At 66.9% G+C, this 16870-nt stretch carries 16 protein-coding genes and 1 tRNA gene; 13 read left to right on the forward strand and 4 right to left on the reverse strand.

Features of this window, described 5'->3' with window-relative positions:
- Positions 1–21 precede the first annotated feature (21 nt).
- Together recQ and BW990_RS01180 are read right to left on the reverse strand one after the other, a co-directional pair.
- On the reverse strand, positions 22–2076 hold the full coding sequence (recQ, locus tag BW990_RS01175) for a DNA helicase RecQ (RefSeq protein ID WP_076444171.1): 2055 nt from the start codon (positions 2074–2076) through the stop codon (positions 22–24).
- Positions 2077–2196: 120 nt separating this feature from the next.
- Positions 2197–2490: a YggT family protein gene (locus BW990_RS01180; RefSeq protein WP_076444173.1), complete on the reverse strand. Its 294-nt coding sequence runs from the start codon at positions 2488–2490 to the stop codon at positions 2197–2199.
- Between the two features lie 137 nt (positions 2491–2627).
- Between BW990_RS01180 and BW990_RS01185 the strand changes: the two genes are divergently transcribed.
- From BW990_RS01185 to arfB, 6 genes are all read left to right on the forward strand, one after another.
- Entirely contained in the window at positions 2628–3161 is a 534-nt protein-coding gene (locus BW990_RS01185; RefSeq protein ID WP_076444175.1) for an acyl-CoA thioesterase, read from the forward strand.
- A gap of 96 nt (positions 3162–3257) precedes the next feature.
- Complete coding sequence (locus BW990_RS01190; protein WP_076444177.1) at positions 3258–4589, forward strand: MFS transporter; 1332 nt, start codon at positions 3258–3260, stop codon at positions 4587–4589.
- Positions 4586–5527 carry a penicillin-insensitive murein endopeptidase gene (gene mepA / locus BW990_RS01195; protein ID WP_076444179.1) on the forward strand — a complete coding sequence of 314 codons (942 nt, stop codon included), beginning with the start codon at positions 4586–4588 and terminating at the stop codon, positions 5525–5527. The genes BW990_RS01190 and mepA overlap by 4 nt, the downstream gene beginning before the upstream one ends.
- Positions 5500–6381 (forward strand): esterase-like activity of phytase family protein, encoded by an 882-nt coding sequence (locus BW990_RS01200; protein WP_076444181.1) that lies wholly within the window; start codon positions 5500–5502, stop codon positions 6379–6381. Before mepA ends, BW990_RS01200 begins: the two co-directional genes overlap by 28 nt.
- 96 nt (positions 6382–6477) lie before the next feature.
- Positions 6478–7107: a queuosine precursor transporter gene (locus BW990_RS01205; RefSeq protein WP_076444183.1), complete on the forward strand. Its 630-nt coding sequence runs from the start codon at positions 6478–6480 to the stop codon at positions 7105–7107.
- A gap of 265 nt (positions 7108–7372) precedes the next feature.
- Entirely contained in the window at positions 7373–7792 is a 420-nt protein-coding gene (gene arfB, locus BW990_RS01210; protein WP_076444185.1) for an alternative ribosome rescue aminoacyl-tRNA hydrolase ArfB, read from the forward strand.
- A gap of 284 nt (positions 7793–8076) precedes the next feature.
- On the opposite strand, the gene BW990_RS01215 is transcribed toward arfB, so the two are convergent.
- Together BW990_RS01215 and BW990_RS22425 are read right to left on the reverse strand one after the other, a co-directional pair.
- The gene (locus BW990_RS01215; RefSeq protein WP_076444187.1) at positions 8077–9402 is read right to left on the reverse strand and encodes a mechanosensitive ion channel family protein; all 1326 of its coding nucleotides are present in this window, start codon (positions 9400–9402) and stop codon (positions 8077–8079) included.
- Between the two features lie 69 nt (positions 9403–9471).
- Positions 9472–9606: a hypothetical protein gene (locus BW990_RS22425; RefSeq protein ID WP_268794317.1), complete on the reverse strand. Its 135-nt coding sequence runs from the start codon at positions 9604–9606 to the stop codon at positions 9472–9474.
- A 396-nt stretch (positions 9607–10002) separates the two neighbouring features.
- Between BW990_RS22425 and leuC the strand changes: the two genes are divergently transcribed.
- The 7 genes from leuC (at position 10003) to BW990_RS01250 (ending at position 16858) form a co-directional block, all read left to right on the forward strand.
- Positions 10003–11406 carry a 3-isopropylmalate dehydratase large subunit gene (leuC, locus tag BW990_RS01220; RefSeq protein ID WP_076444189.1) on the forward strand — a complete coding sequence of 468 codons (1404 nt, stop codon included), beginning with the start codon at positions 10003–10005 and terminating at the stop codon, positions 11404–11406.
- Positions 11407–11491: 85 nt separating this feature from the next.
- On the forward strand, positions 11492–12097 hold the full coding sequence (gene leuD / locus BW990_RS01225) for a 3-isopropylmalate dehydratase small subunit (RefSeq protein WP_076444191.1): 606 nt from the start codon (positions 11492–11494) through the stop codon (positions 12095–12097).
- A gap of 316 nt (positions 12098–12413) precedes the next feature.
- Positions 12414–13247, forward strand: coding sequence for a hypothetical protein (locus BW990_RS01230; RefSeq protein WP_076444193.1), 834 nt, complete (start codon positions 12414–12416; stop codon positions 13245–13247).
- A 146-nt stretch (positions 13248–13393) separates the two neighbouring features.
- Positions 13394–14245 (forward strand): endonuclease/exonuclease/phosphatase family protein, encoded by an 852-nt coding sequence (locus BW990_RS01235; protein ID WP_159441594.1) that lies wholly within the window; start codon positions 13394–13396, stop codon positions 14243–14245.
- Positions 14246–14325: 80 nt separating this feature from the next.
- The gene (gene leuB / locus BW990_RS01240) at positions 14326–15429 is read left to right on the forward strand and encodes a 3-isopropylmalate dehydrogenase (RefSeq protein WP_076444195.1); all 1104 of its coding nucleotides are present in this window, start codon (positions 14326–14328) and stop codon (positions 15427–15429) included.
- A 111-nt stretch (positions 15430–15540) separates the two neighbouring features.
- Positions 15541–15617: transfer RNA gene (locus tag BW990_RS01245), tRNA-Pro, on the forward strand.
- Positions 15618–15829: 212 nt separating this feature from the next.
- Positions 15830–16858 carry a Hint domain-containing protein gene (locus tag BW990_RS01250; protein ID WP_076444197.1) on the forward strand — a complete coding sequence of 343 codons (1029 nt, stop codon included), beginning with the start codon at positions 15830–15832 and terminating at the stop codon, positions 16856–16858.
- The last annotated feature ends 12 nt before the right edge of the window (positions 16859–16870 follow it).

Below are 16870 nucleotides of genomic sequence, written 5' to 3' on the forward strand. Positions count from 1 at the left end.
CGGGGAAAGTCCCGCGCGCGTTCAGGCCGCGTCGGTGAGCACGTCCAGGAAGGCCGCGGCGAAGCGTTCGTGCCGTTTGTCGTCGAGATAGCGCGCGAGGGCATCGTCGCTGCCGGGCCGGGCCTCGGCGATCTTGGCGAGCTGCGAGGCGGAGCAGGACAAGGGCTTGTCGGTGCCGTCCGGGCCGCGCACCAGCGCCGCCTGCGCCTCGAGCAGCCGGTCGTAAAGCGAGCCCGCCGCGCGCCCGGCAAGCTTGCGGCGGGCCGGGTGCAGCGCCTCGGCCTCCCCCGCGATCACCGCCAGGAAATCGGCGCCGTAGCGGTCGAGCTTCTTGGCGCCGACGCCCGAGATGCCCGCCATGTCGTCGAGGCTCTGGGGCCTTGTCTCGGCCATCTCGATCAGCGTGCGATCGTTGAAGATGACATAGGCCGGGACCGATGCGGCCTCGGCCAGCGCGCGGCGCTTGGCCTTGAGCGCGGACAGGAGCGGCGCGTCCTCTTCGCTGACCAGCGCCTTGGGCTGGGCGCGCACGGCGCGGCGGTCGACCACGTCGCGGCGCAGGCGGATCGCCTCCTGGCCCTTCAGGATCGGCAGCGCCCGGTCGGTCATCACCAGCGCGCCGTGGCGTTCGGGATCGGGGCGCATCAGATCGAAGCCCATGATCTGGCGGAAGACCCCCTGCCACTGGCTCTGGCTCAGATCCTTGCCGACACCGAAGGTCGGCAACTGGTCGTGGCGGCGCTGGCGCACCTTGTCCGTGTCGTTGCCGCGCAGGATGTCGATCAGGTGGCCCGCGCCGAAATGCTCGCCCGTGCGCAGCGCTGCCGACAGCGCCTTGCGCACCGCCTCGGTGCCGTCGAAGGTCTCGGGCGGGCGGTCGCAGAGGTCGCAATGGCCGCAAGGCGCCTCCAGCGTTTCGCCGAAATAGCCCAGCAGCGTCGCGCGCCGGCAGGATTGCGCCTCTGCCAGACCCAGAAGCGCGTTGAGCCGCCCGTGATCGGCGCCGCGACGCTCCGCCGAGGCGAGACCCTCGTCGATCTGCGCGCGTCGCAGCCGGATATCGTCCGCGCCATAAAGCGTCAGCGTCTCGGCGGGCCCGCCATCCCGGCCGGCGCGGCCGATTTCCTGGTAATAGGCCTCGATGGATTTCGGCAGGTCCGCATGGGCGACCCAGCGGATATCGGGCTTGTCGACGCCCATGCCGAAGGCGACCGTCGCCACGACGATCAACCCGTCCTCCTGGGCGAAGGCGGTCTCGACCGCGCGGCGGTCCTCGGCTTCCATGCCACCGTGATAGGCGCGCGCGGCGTGTCCCTCGGCCCGCAGCGCCTGCGCCAGCGTCTCGGTCTTGGCGCGGGTGCCGCAATAGACGATGCCCGACTGGCCCTTGCGCGCGGCGGCATAGGTCAGGATCTGCTTGCGCGGGCTGTCCTTCGGGGCGAAGGCCAAATGGATATTGGGCCGGTCGAAGCCGCGCAGGAAGACCTGCGGTGCGGTGCCGGGGAACAGCCGCTCGATGATCTCGGCGCGGGTTTCCTCGTCGGCGGTGGCGGTGAAGGCCGCGACCGGCACATCGAGCTCGCGGCGCAGCGCGCCGATGCGCAGGTAATCGGGGCGGAAATCGTGGCCCCACTGGCTGACGCAATGCGCCTCGTCCACGGCGATGAGATGGACGTCCGATTGCGCCAGAAGCCGCGCGGTGCCGCCGGAGGCCAGCCGTTCGGGCGCGAGATAGAGCAGCTTCAGATCGCCCGCATGGAGCGCGTCGAAGACCGCGTCGTTCTCCTCGGGCGTGTTGCCGGAGGTGAGCGCACCCGCTGCCACGCCCGCCTCGCGCAGGCCGCGGACCTGGTCGCGCATGAGGGCTATGAGCGGAGAGATCACGACCGTCAGTCCGGGGCGCATCAGCGCGGGAAGCTGGAAACACAGGGATTTGCCGCCCCCTGTGGGCATGATCGCCAGCACATCCGCGCCATTGGCGACCGCGTCGACGATTTCGCCCTGCCCGGGACGGAACGCATCATAGCCGAAGACGTCACGCAGCAGCGCATCTGCGCCGGAGAGGTCGCGAGGCATGGGGAGACCCTGTTTCTTCTATATCTGCTCTTTGGTGCAGAGTCTCATACTAAGAATCGGTGAACAAGGCTTAACCGTGTCCGGCATCGCCATGCCACCCGGGGCGCGGCCCGGGCCGGGTCAGTAGCTGTAGAACAGCGCCGCATTGTTGGCGAGGATGATGCGCAGCGCATAGATGCCGATCAGCGCAACCAGCGGCGCGAGGTCGAGCCCGCCCATCTGCGGCAGGAAGCGGCGGATGCGCGCATAGGCCGGCTCCAGCAGGCGGTTGAGCCCGTCCCAGATCTGCGCGACCAGCGGCTGGCGCAGGTTCAGCACCTGGAAGTTGATCAGCCAGCTCATGATCACATGCGCGATTATGAAGAACCACACCACGTCCAGGAGCAGCATCAGGATCTGGAACAGCGATTGCATGGGCAGTGTCCTTCAGGGTCAGCGTCCGAATATCCGGCCAGAGGTAAGCGCCGGGATCGACAAGGGCAAGTGCCGCGGCGTTCATGGTTGACCTTCCGTGCGGGCCTTGCGACGTCGCGCGCAAAAGGAGCGCGCCCATGTATCCCTTCGTCCGTCTCGCCAAGGAAATGTTGCGGTTCCGCAATGCGGAGCCGATCGCGCTGGGCGAGGAGCACGTGTCGCATCACCTCTGCTGGCCCTGGGACCTCGATATGTGGTGGGAACTGAACAACGGCCGGACGCTGACGCTCTATGACCTCGGCCGCATCCCGATGGCGGCGCGCGGCGGGCTGATCGCGGCGATGCGGGCGCGATCCTGGGGGCTGACCATCGCCGGTTCTTCGGTGCGCTATCGCCGCCGGGTGCGGATGTTCGACCGGATTGAGATGCGCTCCCGGATCGTGGGTTGGGATGCGCGCTTCATGTATCTCGAGCAATCCATGTGGAAGACCAACGGCGACTGCGCGAGCCATGCGCTTTATCGTGCCGCGGTAACCGACCGGAACGGCATCGTGCCCTCGGCGACCGTGGCCGAGGCGCTGGGCCACGATCCGGTCTCGCCCGATCTGCCGGACTGGGTGCGGGCCTGGTCAGACGCCGAAGCGCTGCGCCCCTGGCCGCCCATGTCCTGACCGGATCGGCCCGCGCGGCGCGTCCGGAGCGTAACTCCGCTTGCCTTGTCGGCCCGCGCGGCGTTTGATCGCCCACGGGATGGCAACGGGGCAGGCATGACCGAGACGCGCAAACGCATTTGGGGTTGGTTCTTCTTCGACTGGGCCAGCCAGCCCTACAACACGCTTCTCATCACCTTCATCTTCGCGCCCTACGTGAAGGAGCTGATGGTCGACGGCGCGGCGGCGCAGACCGCCTGGGCCTTCGGCATCGGCTTTGCCGGGATCGCCATCGCGCTGCTGGCGCCGGTGCTGGGCGCCATCGCCGATACCGGCGGCAACCGCATCCGCTGGATCTGGGGCTTCTCGGCGCTCTACGTGATCGGATCGGGCATGCTGTGGTTCGCCGCCCCGGACGATTTCAACCTCTATGCCACGCTTTTCTTCTTCGCGCTGGGCCTCGTCGGCATGGAATTCGCGACGATCTTCACCAATGCGATGCTGCCCGATCTGGGCCCGCGGGAGGAGATCGGGCGGCTCTCGGGCAATGGCTGGGCCTTCGGCTATGTCGGCGGGCTTCTGACACTGGTCATTATGCTGGTGTTCTTCGCCGAAAGCGCCACGACGGGCCGCACCTTCGTGGGGCTGACGCCGCCACTCGGTCTCGATGCGGAGGCGCGGGAGGGCACGCGCTTCGTCGGGCCGCTGACCGCGATCTGGTTCGCGATCTTCATGATCCCCTTCTTCGCCTGGGTCCGCGACCCGCGGGCCAAGCCCGCCCCGCCCGGCGCGGTGCGCAAGGCCTTGGGCGATCTAGGGCGCACGATCCGCACGCTGCCGCGATATCCCTCGCTTTTCTCCTATCTCGGCGCGTCGATGTTCTACCGCGACGCGCTGAACGGCATGTATGCCTTCGGCGGCATCTACGCCGCGGGCGTCCTGGGATGGAGCGTCGTCGATGTGGGCATCTTCGGCATCCTCGCCATCATCTCGGGCGCGCTGTTTGCCTGGCTCGGCGGCAAGGCCGACATGCGGCACGGGCCGAAGCCGGTCATCACGGTCTGCATCCTCGCGCTGACGGCGGTGGCCATCTCCATCGTGCTCGTCAGCCGGGAGCGGGTCTTCCTGCTGCCCGTCGCCGAAGGCTCGAACCTGCCCGACATCGCCTTTTACGTCTTCGGCGTGGTGATCGGTGCTGCGGGCGGCGTGCTGCAGGCCGCCTCGCGCACGATGATGGTCCGGCAGGCGCATGAAACCCGCATGACCGAAGGCTTCGGACTCTACGCGCTGGCCGGCAAGGCGACCTCGTTTCTCGCGCCGATGCTGATCGGTTTCGCGACCTGGGCCAGCGGCTCACAACAAGTTGGCGTCAGCCCGCTCATTCTGCTTTTCGCGATCGGCCTTCTGTTGTTACGCTGGGTGAAACCCGACGGAGATCGAGCAGCATGATCCGACCCATAGCCACCCTTGCCCTAGCCGCGGCCCTGTTGACGGGATGCGGCGGCAGCGACGCGCCGGGCGCGCGCAACGCCAATCCCGGCGCGCCCGAAGCGGCGGCGCCCGCCGCCATCCCGGCGGTTCTGTCCACCCGCAGCGCCAAGCAGCTTTTCGGCACCGAAGCCCGCGCCTCTTCGCAGGCCTCCCGGCCTTACGGCTCCTATGCGAAGGGCTGTGCCGCGGGCAATGTGCAGCTGCCCGAAACCGGCCCCACCTGGCAGGCGATGCGCCTGTCGCGGAACCGCAACTGGGGCCAGCCGGTGATGATCGACTTCCTCGAGGACCTGTCGCGCGTCGCGGCCCGCCAGCCGGGCTGGAACGGGCTTTATATCGGCGATATCAGCCAGCCCAAGGGCGGGCCCATGCTGACCGGCCATGCAAGCCACCAGATCGGCCTCGATGCGGATGTCTGGATGCGGCCCACCGACCGGCTGAACCTGTCCGCCTCCGAGCGGGAAAGCATTTCCTCGGTCTCGCTGCGCCGCGCGAACGGCGCCTATACGAACGACAACTGGAGCCGCGCGCATCATGAGATCATGAAGGCCGCGGCCTCCGATCCGCGCGTGGCCCGCATCTTCGTCTTTCCGGGCGCCAAGGTGCGCATGTGCAACGAGGAGACGGGCAACCGCGACTGGCTGCGCAAGATCCGGCCCTGGTACGGGCATCACTACCATTTCCACGTCCGGCTCGCCTGTCCGCCGGGGGCCTCGGGCTGCGTCGACCAGGCCCCGCCGCCGCCGGGCGATGGCTGCGCCGATGCGCAGGCCTGGGTGAACAACATCCTGAACCCGCCGCCGCCCGATCCCAACGCACCGCCGCCCAAGCCCAAGCGTGAACTGACCCTCGCCGACCTGCCTGCGCAATGCACCTCCGTTCTTTCGGCGCGCTGAGCGCCCTTCTTCTCGCGGTGCTGCCCGCCTGCGCGGCAGAGCCCGACGCGGACGGCTTCCTGTCGCGCTACACCTGGCGCATGGCCGGAGAGACCTTCGGCGGCTTCTCGGGTCTGGAAATGTCCGCCGATGGGGCGGCCTTCATCGCGATCAGCGACCGGGGCGGCATCGTTGCCGGGCGGATCGAGCGGGAGGGCGCGGCGATTATCGGCATCACCGCAGGGACGATCGAGCCCCTGACCACGCCTACCGGCGATGCCCTGTCCGTCGAGGATCGCGATGCCGAAGGTCTGGCGATCAGCCCCTCCGGTACCCGGGTCATCAGCTATGAAGGGGAGTTTCCGCGCCTCTGGGCTTATGGGGACAAAGGCGTCACCGCGCTGCCGGTGCCGCCTGCCTTTGCAAGCCTTGGTGACAATGCCGGGCTGGAGGCGCTGGCCATCGACGCCGAGGGCGCGCTCTACACCCTGCCCGAACGTTCGGGCGGTCTGACCCAGCCCTTCCCGGTCTGGAAGCTGCACAAGGGCCGCTGGACCCAGCCCTTCGACATCGCGCGCCATGGCGGATTTCTGCCCGTGGGGGCGGATTTCGGCCCCGATGGCGCGCTTTACCTGCTGGAGCGCGAATTCAACGGCTTCGGCTTCCGGTCGCGGGTGCGGCAATTGCGGCTGGTGGAGGATATGGTCGTCTCTGAACGGATCCTGCTGGAAAGCGATTTCGGCACCTTCGACAACCTCGAAGGCATCGCCGCCTGGCGCGACGCGTCTGGCACGATCCGGCTCACGATGATCTCTGACGACAATTTCCAGTTCATCCAGCGCACCGAGTTCGTGGAATTCCGCGTCACGGAATAACTTGCGCGCGCGCTCCGATCGGTCTATGCGCCGCCTCTGTCCCGGGATCGTCCGGGGCCAAGTCCCCGCAACCTTGCAAAAACGGGAAACGTTTTCATGACCCGCACACATATCCCCGGCATCCTGGCCATGGCGGCCGTCGTCGTGGCCTCCAACATCCTGGTGCAGTTCCTGTTCGGCCAATGGCTGACCTGGGGCGCCTTCACCTATCCCATCGCCTTCCTGGTCACCGACCTGATGAACCGCCTTTACGGCAAGGCGGCCGCGCGCCGCGTCGTCTTCGCGGGCTTCATCGTGGGCGTGGCCTGTTCCTTCGTCGGCACCCAGATCATGGGCGAGTTCGGTCCGCTCGTGACCTGGCGCATCGCCATCGGGTCGGGCCTTGCCTTCCTGACCGCGCAGCTTCTGGACGTCGCGATCTTCGACCGGCTGCGCGAGGGCCGCTGGTGGCGCGCGCCGCTCGCCTCGACGCTGGTCGGCTCGTCGGTCGATACCGCGCTTTTCTTCACCATCGCCTTCTCGGGCGCGCTGAGCTTCATCGAGCCCGGCAATGACGTGAGCTGGGCCGGCGAGGCGCTGCCGCTTCTGGGCGCGGGCCCGGTTGTGCCGCTCTGGGTGTCGCTCGCCGTGGCGGACTGGATGGTGAAGCTGTGCCTCGCGCTGGTGGCGCTGATCCCGTTCCGTTTGATCGTTTCTTGGGCTCTATCGTCGCCGCGCATGGCCTGACCACAAGATTTTGTTTTGCGTCCGAGAAAAACCGTGCCAGACTCGGGGTGTGAGCAACATTGAGAAAGGAGGTGATCCAGTGTCTAGAGAAGCATTGGAGAGAGGTGTCGGAACAGTTCGGAGGGCCCGGCTCTAGGGCAGCCCCTACAGGCGGATGACCGTCCGGATTGGTGAATGCCTAACCGGTATCGCCTCCACATTCTCGAAGGGTCGCCCTCAGGGGCGGCCCTTTAATATTGTAAGCGGGCAACGTAGCGGTAGGGCCATGCTGAAGATCAACGACAAGGTGTCGATCGAGGATTGGGAACTGACCGAACAGTTCATCCGCGCGTCGGGGCCCGGCGGGCAGAACGTCAACAAGGTCTCCTCGGCGGTGGAACTGCGCTTCGAGGCGGAGCGCTCGCCGAACCTGCCCGGCCCGGTAAAGGCGCGGCTGAGGCGGCTTGCCGGGCGGCGCTGGACCAAGGAGGGCGCGCTCGTCCTGCAGGTCGACGAGACACGCTCGCAGGCGCGCAACCGCGACATCGCCCGCGACCGGCTGGCCGCGCTGATCGCGCAGGCCTTCGAGAAGCCGAAGAAACGTATCCCGACGCGGCCCACCCTCGGGGCGAAGAAGCGGCGGCTGAAGGCCAAGAAGATCGCCGGCGAGAAGAAGGCGCTGAGGGGGAAGGTCGATCCGGAGTGAGTCGCTCTCGTCCAAGCCCGCCAACGGGGCCTCTGGGTGACGGCCTGGCCTTGCGTATTCCAGAGTAGGCTCGTCAGGAGCGCCTCAGAGCGCGGAATCAAGGCTGCCTTGGCAGCCGCCGCGCTCCAGCGCCGGTCCGGCCCGACCGGATTGGCGCTTTGGCACCGCGCGTGAACCGATCATTCCGAGCGATGATGTGGCGAGATAAAACGCAGACCCCCGACATCGGAGCGCCAAGCCGCCGGACCGGCGCTCCAAGCGTCTTCTCGTCTGACGACGGGCTCTTACCCCTCAGACCGCCCCAGCACCGAACCTTCCAGCACCTTCACCTCACGCTGCGGGAACGGGATCGAGATGCCGTTCTCCTGGAACGCATCCCAGAGCGCCAGGTAGACGTTGCCGCGGATATTCGTGAGGCCCCCCGTCGGGTCCCTGATCCAGAACCGCAGGATGTAATCGACGGAGCTGTCGCCGAAGCCGACGATGTGACAGACCGCCGGACGCTCCGACAGCACGCGCTTGGTCTTCGACGCGGCCTCCACGGCGATCCGGCGCACCAGATGCGGATCGTCGCCGTAGGCGGTGCCGAAATAGATGTCGAGCCGCACGAAATCGTTCGAATGCGACCAGTTCACCACCTGTCCGGTGATCAGGTCCTCGTTCGGGATAAGGTATTCCTTGCCATCCCGGGTGGTGATCGAGACGTAGCGCGCGCCCAGCGAATTGATCCAGCCGAAGGTCTCGCCCAGCGAGATGACGTCGCCCGGCTTGATCGAGCGATCGAGCAGCAGGATGACGCCCGAGACGAGGTTCGACACCACCTTCTGCAGGCCGAAGCCGAGGCCCACGCCGATCGCGCCCGACAGCACGGCAAGCCCGGTCAGGTCGACCCCGACAAGGCGCAGCGAAATGAAGAACGCCGCGCCATAGAGCACGACCTGCAGGAACTTGATCGCCAGCACCTGCATCGAGGGCGAGATATCCTCGTTGCTCCGGATCCGCGCGGCGGAGGTGGTCGACAGGAAGCGCGCGGCCACGAACATCAGCACCAGAAGGATCAGCGCCTGCAGGGCAAGCCATAGCGTCAGCCGGCTTTCGCCCAGCGTCACCCCGACCGAATCGAGCGCGCGGCGGGCCTCCTCGGTCAGACCGAGGATCGACAGCGTGACCCAGGTCCAGGCGCCGTAGCGCACCGCGGCGCGCATCACCGGGTTGCCGATCAACCGCGTCGCCACCACGATGAAGAGCCAGGCCGTGGTGAGTTCCGCGACGATCCCCAGAAGGTAGGAACGCGACGGCCAGGTTACCTCGCGCATCACCCAGACGATCGTCCAGATCAGGGCGACGAAGAGGATCATCCGGATCCGGCGATGCAGGATCACGAAGAGCCGCATGCGCCATTTCGCCCAGCCTTCGCGGCTGCGCATCCAGGTATGCACCCGCGGCGCGATGATCCGGGTCAGGATATGGGCCAGCAGGAAGACACCGGCGACGATGGCGATCTGGTAGGCGTTCCAGGGGCGCAGCAGGCCCTGCAGGAACAGCGTCAGGTCGCCCAGAAGCGACGTGAGCACCGCCAGGATCTCGGCGAAGGCGTCATCTGAGGTCATGGAAGGGCTCGCGCTGCGGTCATGGGGTCAAGGATGCACCGATCCCGCGCCGCGGCAAGGCAGAAGGCATCAGGCGTCCGACAGAACCTGCCCGATTTCCAACGGTTGCGGCGCATCGACACGACCGCTCGAGACCACGAAGGCCAGCGAGACGAGGATCACGAGGATCAAGGCGCCGTTGACGAGGTTGAGAGGACTGAACACATGCGCTCCGAACGTTGTTAAACCGCTTACCTATCCATCGGGCCGCGCCGATCCAATGCCCGGCGGACCGGGTGCGACCACATTGCACATGTCGCCCATGCCGGTGGGTGGCGGGCATCCGCGCCGCGTGCCCCTCGCCTGCGCCCCCCGGCCTCGCCCCGCCTGCGGCCTTGCGAGGCAGGCTCCGACAGGCTATGGCCGTGGCCATGACACGCGTGATCGACCTTGACGACCGGGTGCGGTTGAACGAGCGCTTCTTCGGCGCCAGCCGCCACACGGTCCTGGCCCGACTATAAGCCTGCGCCCGCCGCGGGTCCGGTCCGGACATCTCTTCCGGTCTTTGCCTGCGCGCCTCGATGAACCGTTTCACATTTCTCACCTATCTGGGGATCCCCCATGGCCGGAAAAACGCTCTACGACAAAATCTGGGACGCCCATGTCGTCCATGCCGCCGATGACGGCACCACGCATCTCTATATCGACCGTCACCTCGTGCACGAAGTGACCAGCCCGCAGGCCTTCGAGGGCCTGCGCATGGCGGGCCGCACGGTGCGCGCGCCGGAGAAGACCATCGCGGTGCCCGATCACAACGTGCCGACGACCGAGGGCCGCGACGCCAGGATCGAGAACGAGGAAAGCCGCATCCAGGTCGAGGCGCTCGACAAGAACGCGCGCGAGTTCGGCGTGCATTACTACCCGGTCTCGGACGTGCGGCAGGGCATCGTGCACATTATCGGGCCCGAGCAGGGCTGGACCCAGCCCGGCATGACCATCGTCTGCGGCGACAGCCACACCGCGACCCATGGCGCCTTCGGGGCGCTGGCGCATGGCATCGGCACTTCGGAGGTCGAGCACGTGCTCGCCACCCAGACGCTGATCCAGACCAAGTCGAAGAACATGAAGGTGGAGGTGACCGGCAAACTCGCGCCGGGCGTCACCGCCAAGGACATCGTGCTGTCGATCATCGGCAAGACCGGGACCGCGGGCGGCACCGGCTACGTCATCGAATATTGCGGCGAGGCGATCCGCGACCTCTCGATGGAAGGCCGCATGACGATCTGCAACATGGCGATTGAGGGCGGCGCGCGCGCGGGCCTGATCGCACCCGACGAGACCACCTTCGCCTATGTGAAGGGCCGTCCGCACGCGCCGAAGGGCGCGCAGTGGGAAGCGGCGCTCAACTGGTGGAAGACGCTTTATTCGGACGACGACGCGCATTGGGACAAGGTGCTGACGCTGAAAGCCGAAGAGATCGCGCCGACCGTGACCTGGGGCACTTCGCCCGAGGACACGCTGCCCATCGACGCCGAAGTGCCCGCGCCTGAGACCTTCACCGGCGGCAAGGTGGAGGCGGCGAAGCGCTCGCTCGACTATATGGGGCTGAAGCCTGGCACCAAGCTCAAGGATGTGGAGATCGATACCGTCTTCATCGGCTCCTGCACCAACGGGCGGATCGAGGACCTGCGCGAGGTCGCCAAGATCATGGCGGGCCGCAAGGTCAAGGAAGGTCTGCGGGCGATGATCGTGCCGGGCTCGGGCCTCGTGCGGGCGCAGGCCGAGGAAGAAGGCATCGCGCAGCAGCTCATCGATGCGGGATTCGAATGGCGCCTTGCGGGCTGCTCCATGTGCCTCGGCATGAATCCCGACCAGCTGAAGCCGGGCGAGCGCTGCGCGTCGACCTCGAACCGCAATTTCGAAGGCCGGCAGGGACGCGGCGGACGCACGCACCTGATGTCGCCGGGCATGGCCGCGGCGGCGGCGGTGACGGGCCGTCTGACGGATGTGCGCGACTTGATGTGACCGGACCCCGCTCCTCCGCCCTGGCGGGCGTCCTCGCGATGAGAGGCCGCCAGGGCTCGAGGAGCTGCTCCGCAGGAGAACCGATATGGAAAAATTCGAAAAGATCACCGGGATCGCGGCGCCCCTGCCGCTCGTGAATGTCGACACCGACATGATCATCCCCAAGCAGTTCCTGAAGACGATCAAGCGCACCGGTCTCGGCGTGAATCTCTTCGACGAGATGCGCTACGACCAGGACGGCAACGAGATCCCCGACTTCGTGCTCAACAAGCCGCAATACCGCGACACCGAGGTGCTCATCGCCGGTGAGAATTTCGGCTGCGGCTCCTCGCGTGAGCACGCGCCATGGGCGATCAAGGATTTCGGCATACGCTGCGTCGTGGCCCCCAGCTTCGCCGACATTTTCTACAACAACTGCTTCAAGAACGGCATCCTGCCGATCACCCTGCCGCAGGAGCAGGTGGACGTGCTGATGAAGGACGCCGAGAAGGGTGCGAATGCGCGCATGATCGTCGATCTCGAGGCGCAGACCATCACCACCTCGGACGGCGAAAGCTTCAGCTTCGAGATCGACCAGTTCAAGAAGCACTGCCTGCTGGAGGGGCTCGACGACATCGCCCTGACGCTGGAAAAGGCGGCGGCGATCGACAGGTTCGAAGAGGGCATGGCGCAGTCCCGCCCCTGGATCTGAGCCGTGCGCCGCGCGTCGGCGTTAACCCGCTCTTAACGGCCGCGGCTTCTGCCTAGCGGCCGTTTTTCGTTCAACCCCAACATCTTGCGGCTGCACCCAAGGGCGCCATGGGAAGGCCCGGCGGTCGATGCAATTTCGCACCAACCTTACCTGAAATGTGCCGCAATTCGCTGCCAAGCCAGTCAACGTTCTTGAGGGATCGACCGAAAGGCGGCAAAAATGGGGCAAAATCGAGGCAAGGGCCGGAAGCGGCAACAAAGCGCCGAGACGAGGACGCGGCAATGAATCGCGCCCGCTTGGCCATGAGGGCAGGTTCGTGATCAAACGCGTCTTCAGCGCGGGGCTTCGTGCCCTTGTGATGGGCCTGATGGTTGCCCTGCCGGCGTTGATTCTTCCGCAGGGCAGTCCCGACACCTCCGTTATGCTGATGCTGGCCGCGCTTCTGGCGGCGATGCTCACGATGACCGAATATGCCAGCTCCACGCCCAGCCTGATCGAGTTCCGCTCGGCCCCGCCGTTCAACCGCATCCGGGTCCTGGTGCTGTTCGCGATGCTCCTGAGCCTGTCGCTCTACATGCGCGACGCGGTCATGCCCGGCCCGTCCATGGGCGCCGTCGCGGCATTCGGCCACCAGATCGGGCAGGCGCTCGATCTGCCCTTCTCGCCGGTGCGGCTGGTGGCGCTCTCGGGCGCGGCCATCCAGACCGGGGTGGAGGCGAGCGATATCCGCGCGCTGGCCGGGCTCAGCCTCAGCATCGCGCTCGTGGCGCTGGTGGTCTTCGTGCCGCTCATCCGCATCATGCGCTGGCCGATCCGCAAGGGCGCCTTCAACGTCTGGATCAACCTGCCGCTGTTCGACCCGACCGCCGGCGGAGACGTCATCTATCGCCTCAAGCGCGACGCAAATGTTAACGTCGCATTAGGGTTCCTGCTGCCATTCCTTATCCCGGCGCTGATGAAAGGCGCCGCCAATGTCGGGATCGTGCTGCCGCTGGGCGATCCGCAGACCCTGATCTGGACCATGGCCGCATGGGCATTCTTGCCGACCTCTCTGATCATGCGCGGCGTCGCCCTCTGGCGCGTCTGCGACCTGATCGAGGAAAAGCGCCGCCGCGCCTATGCGCAATCGGACGTGCTGCAGCCCGTCTGATCCCGCGGGCCGCGACATCGCTGGCCTTCCTGCTCCTCTCCCTTCTCCTGCTCCTGACAGGCCCGCTGGCGGCGGACCCGCTGCGCCTGGCCAGCTGGCATGTCCCGCTGACCCGCAAGGGGCCGGGCCTGCTGCTGCGCGATCTGATGCGTGCGGAGGATGCCGATCTTGCCGCCGCCCTGGCCGGCATCGAAGCGCTCGACGCCGATATCCTGCTGCTGACCGATATCGATTACGATCACGGCCTCGCGGCGCTTTCGGCCCTGAACGACCGGCTCGCTGAACCGTACCCGCATCTGTTCGCGCGGCTGCCCAACACCGGGATGCCGACCGGGCGGGACCTCGACGGCAATGGCGCCCTGGCGGAACCGAGGGATGCGCAGGGTTATGGCTGGTATGGCGGCGAAGGCGGGATGGCGGTGCTGTCGCGCCTGCCGCTGTCCCTGATCTGGGAGGGAAGCGCGATGCTCTGGCAGGATGTGCCCGACACGCGGATGCCCCCCGACGATCCGGGCCGCGGCATCCAGCGCCTGTCGACCGCCGCCCATTGGATGCTGCGCGCCGGAGACGGGGCCGAGGCGCTCACCCTGATGATGTTCCACGCAACGCCCCCGGTCTTCGACGGGCCCGAGGATCGCAACGGCGCGCGCAATCACGACGAGATCATGCTCTGGCGGCACCTTCTCGACGGGCGCCTCCCGGTCGCGCCGCCGGAGGGTCGCTTCGTCGTGCTGGGCCATGCCAATCTCGATCCGGTCCGGGGGGCGGGTCGAAGGCAGGCGATCTCGGCGCTGCTCGATGACCCGCGTCTGCGCGATCCGCATCCCGGCGCGCCCACGTCGCTCTGGCCCGAGACGCTGGGCGCGCTGCGGCTGAGCTACGTGCTGCCCTCGCGCGACCTCGTGCTGCAGGGCGCGGGTCTCCGGCCGCCGGCCGAGGCGACCGGGCCCCATGGCGCGGTCTGGATCGACGTCGCGCCGCCCGACCCGCCCGGCTGATCGCGCGGGCCGGATTCTTGACGCCACCCGCGGCATTGCTTAGGCGATCCGAAACCTCGGATCTGCAAAGGACGCATACCATGACCACCCGCTCGCTTCTCATTCTGCCCGGTGACGGGATCGGCCCGGAAGTCATGGCGGAGGTGCGCAAGGTGATCGACTGGCTGGGCGCCAAGCGCGACCTCGCCTTCGAGGTCAGCGAGGACCTCGTCGGCGGCTGCGCCTACGACAAGCACGGCACGCCGCTGCACGACGACACCATGGCCAAGGCGCAGGAGGTGGACGCCGTTCTGCTCGGTGCCGTGGGCGGTCCGAAATATGACGACCTGGACTTCTCGGTGAAGCCTGAACGCGGACTTCTGCGCCTGCGCAAGGAGATGGACCTCTTCGCCAACCTTCGCCCCGCGCAATGCTTCGACGCGCTTGCGGATTTCTCCTCGCTGAAGCGCGACGTGGTCTCCGGCCTCGATATCATGATCGTCCGCGAACTCACCTCGGGCGTCTATTTCGGCGAGCCTCGCGGCATCTTCGAGGAAGGCAACGAGCGCGTCGGCATCAACACCCAGCGCTACACCGAGAGCGAGATCGACCGCGTCGCGCGGGCCGCCTTCGATCTGGCGATGAAGCGGGGCAAGAAGCTCTGCTCCATGGAGAAGGCCAACGTGATGGAATCGGGGATCCTCTGGCGCGAGGTGGTGACCCGCGTCGGCGCCGATTACCCCGAGGTCGAACTGAGCCACATGTACGCCGATGCGGGCGCGATGCAGCTGACCCGCTGGCCCAAGCAGTTCGACGTGATCGTCACCGACAACCTGTTCGGCGATCTTCTCTCCGATCTCGCGGCGATGCTCACGGGCTCGCTCGGCATGTTGCCCTCGGCCTCGCTGGGGGCGCCGATGGAGAATGGCCGCCCCAAGGCGCTCTACGAGCCGGTGCACGGCTCCGCGCCGGACATCGCGGGGCAAGGCAAGGCCAACCCCATCGCTTGTATCCTGAGCTTCGCGATGGCGCTGCGCTATTCCTTCGATCTGGGCGAGGAGGCCGCCCGCGTCGAAGGCGCGGTCGAGGCGGTTCTGGCCAAGGGTCTGCGCACCGCCGATCTTCTGGGCGAGGAGGGTGTCTCGCCGGTCTCCACCGCCGAGATGGGCGATGCGGTGATCGCAGAGCTCGACGCGTCGCTCTGACCCGATGTGGGCTGCGGTCCCGGCCGAATTGCCGGTGCCGATTTCCGCACGCGCCGGCGCGCTTGACCCCTTGCCAAAGGGAGGCGCTTTGGATATCCGGCGCAGCACGGTCGGAGTGTAGCTCAGCCTGGTAGAGCACTGTCTTCGGGAGGCAGGGGTCGTAGGTTCGAATCCTGCCACTCCGACCAAGTAATCAAGGCGCCTTCGGGCGCCTTTTTTCGTGGCCGCGCCGCCGCCTGCGCCTCCGCCCTGCGCTGCCGTCCCGCGCCCCGCCGCCGCGTGATGCGGATTTCGCGCACCACCTTGGTTAATTCTTTCTCAACGCCGTCCGTTTGGGCCGCTTTTATGACACATTTGCCGAAAGGCCCGCGCTCAGACGGGCACATGAGGCAGAGCAGACATGGCCCAGATCGTGGTCACCGAAAGTGGCACCGTCGAGGTGTCCAATGGCGATACCGTCATCATCGACATTCCCGGCGGCGGCGATGTCACGCTCGTCGCGGCGCCGGGATCGGATGTCCAGACCTTCCGGATCGAGTTCGTCGATGACGGGCAGTCCGACTCCGTCGCCATCGACCTGTCCACCTTCAGCGGCGATGGCCTGCATATCGACATCAAGGATTACGATCCCAGCGACCAGATCTCGCTTCTGGGCGCGTTCGATACCTTCGTCGAACCCAACAATGTCGACGAATACCAGTTCTCCTATACCGGTGACGACGGAGTGACCTATACCGGCTACGTGCGCGCCAAGGACAAGGACGAGCGGGATTTCACCCAGGATCCGGCGCCGATCATCATCTGTTTCGCGGGCGAGACGGAGTTGAAGACGACGCTTGGCTGGAAGCGGGCGGACCAGATCAAGCCCTGGGACTGCCTCGAAACGGCGGATGCCGGGTTCCAGCCGGTGCGCTGGGTCGGTCGCAAGCGGCTTTCGGCGCAGGACCTCGCAAGCCATCCCGATCAGAGGCCCGTCATCGTCGAGAAGGGCGCGCTTGGTCCGAACATGCCCCGCCGCAGGCTGCGCCTGTCGCCCCAGCATCGCGTGCTAATGCGCGGCGCGCGGCTGGAGATGCTGTTCGGGCTGGACGAGGCCTTCGTTCCCGTCAAGGCGCTGGTCAATGGCCGGACGATCTATCCGGACGCCTCCGGCGAAGCGGTGGAATACGTGCATGTCCTGCTCGATGAGCATGCGGTCCTAAACGCGCAGGGCTGTCCCGCGGAATCGCTCCTGATGGCGGACCGCTCCCGCGCGGCGCTGCGGGATGGCGCCAATGCGTGGGACCGGGCCATGGCCGAGGATGCCGCCTTCGGCACGCTGTCGATGAAGCCGGCGCGGCCGCTGCTGAAAGTCTCGGAAGGGCGGCTTCTTGTCGAGGCGGAGGAGGCGGCGCGCCCGGCCTCCTGGTCCATGGCGCTGGCAAGCTGACCTTTCGCGCCG

The sequence above is a fragment of the Roseivivax lentus genome (assembly GCF_900156805.1).
GTDB classification, from domain to species: domain Bacteria; phylum Pseudomonadota; class Alphaproteobacteria; order Rhodobacterales; family Rhodobacteraceae; genus Roseivivax; species Roseivivax lentus.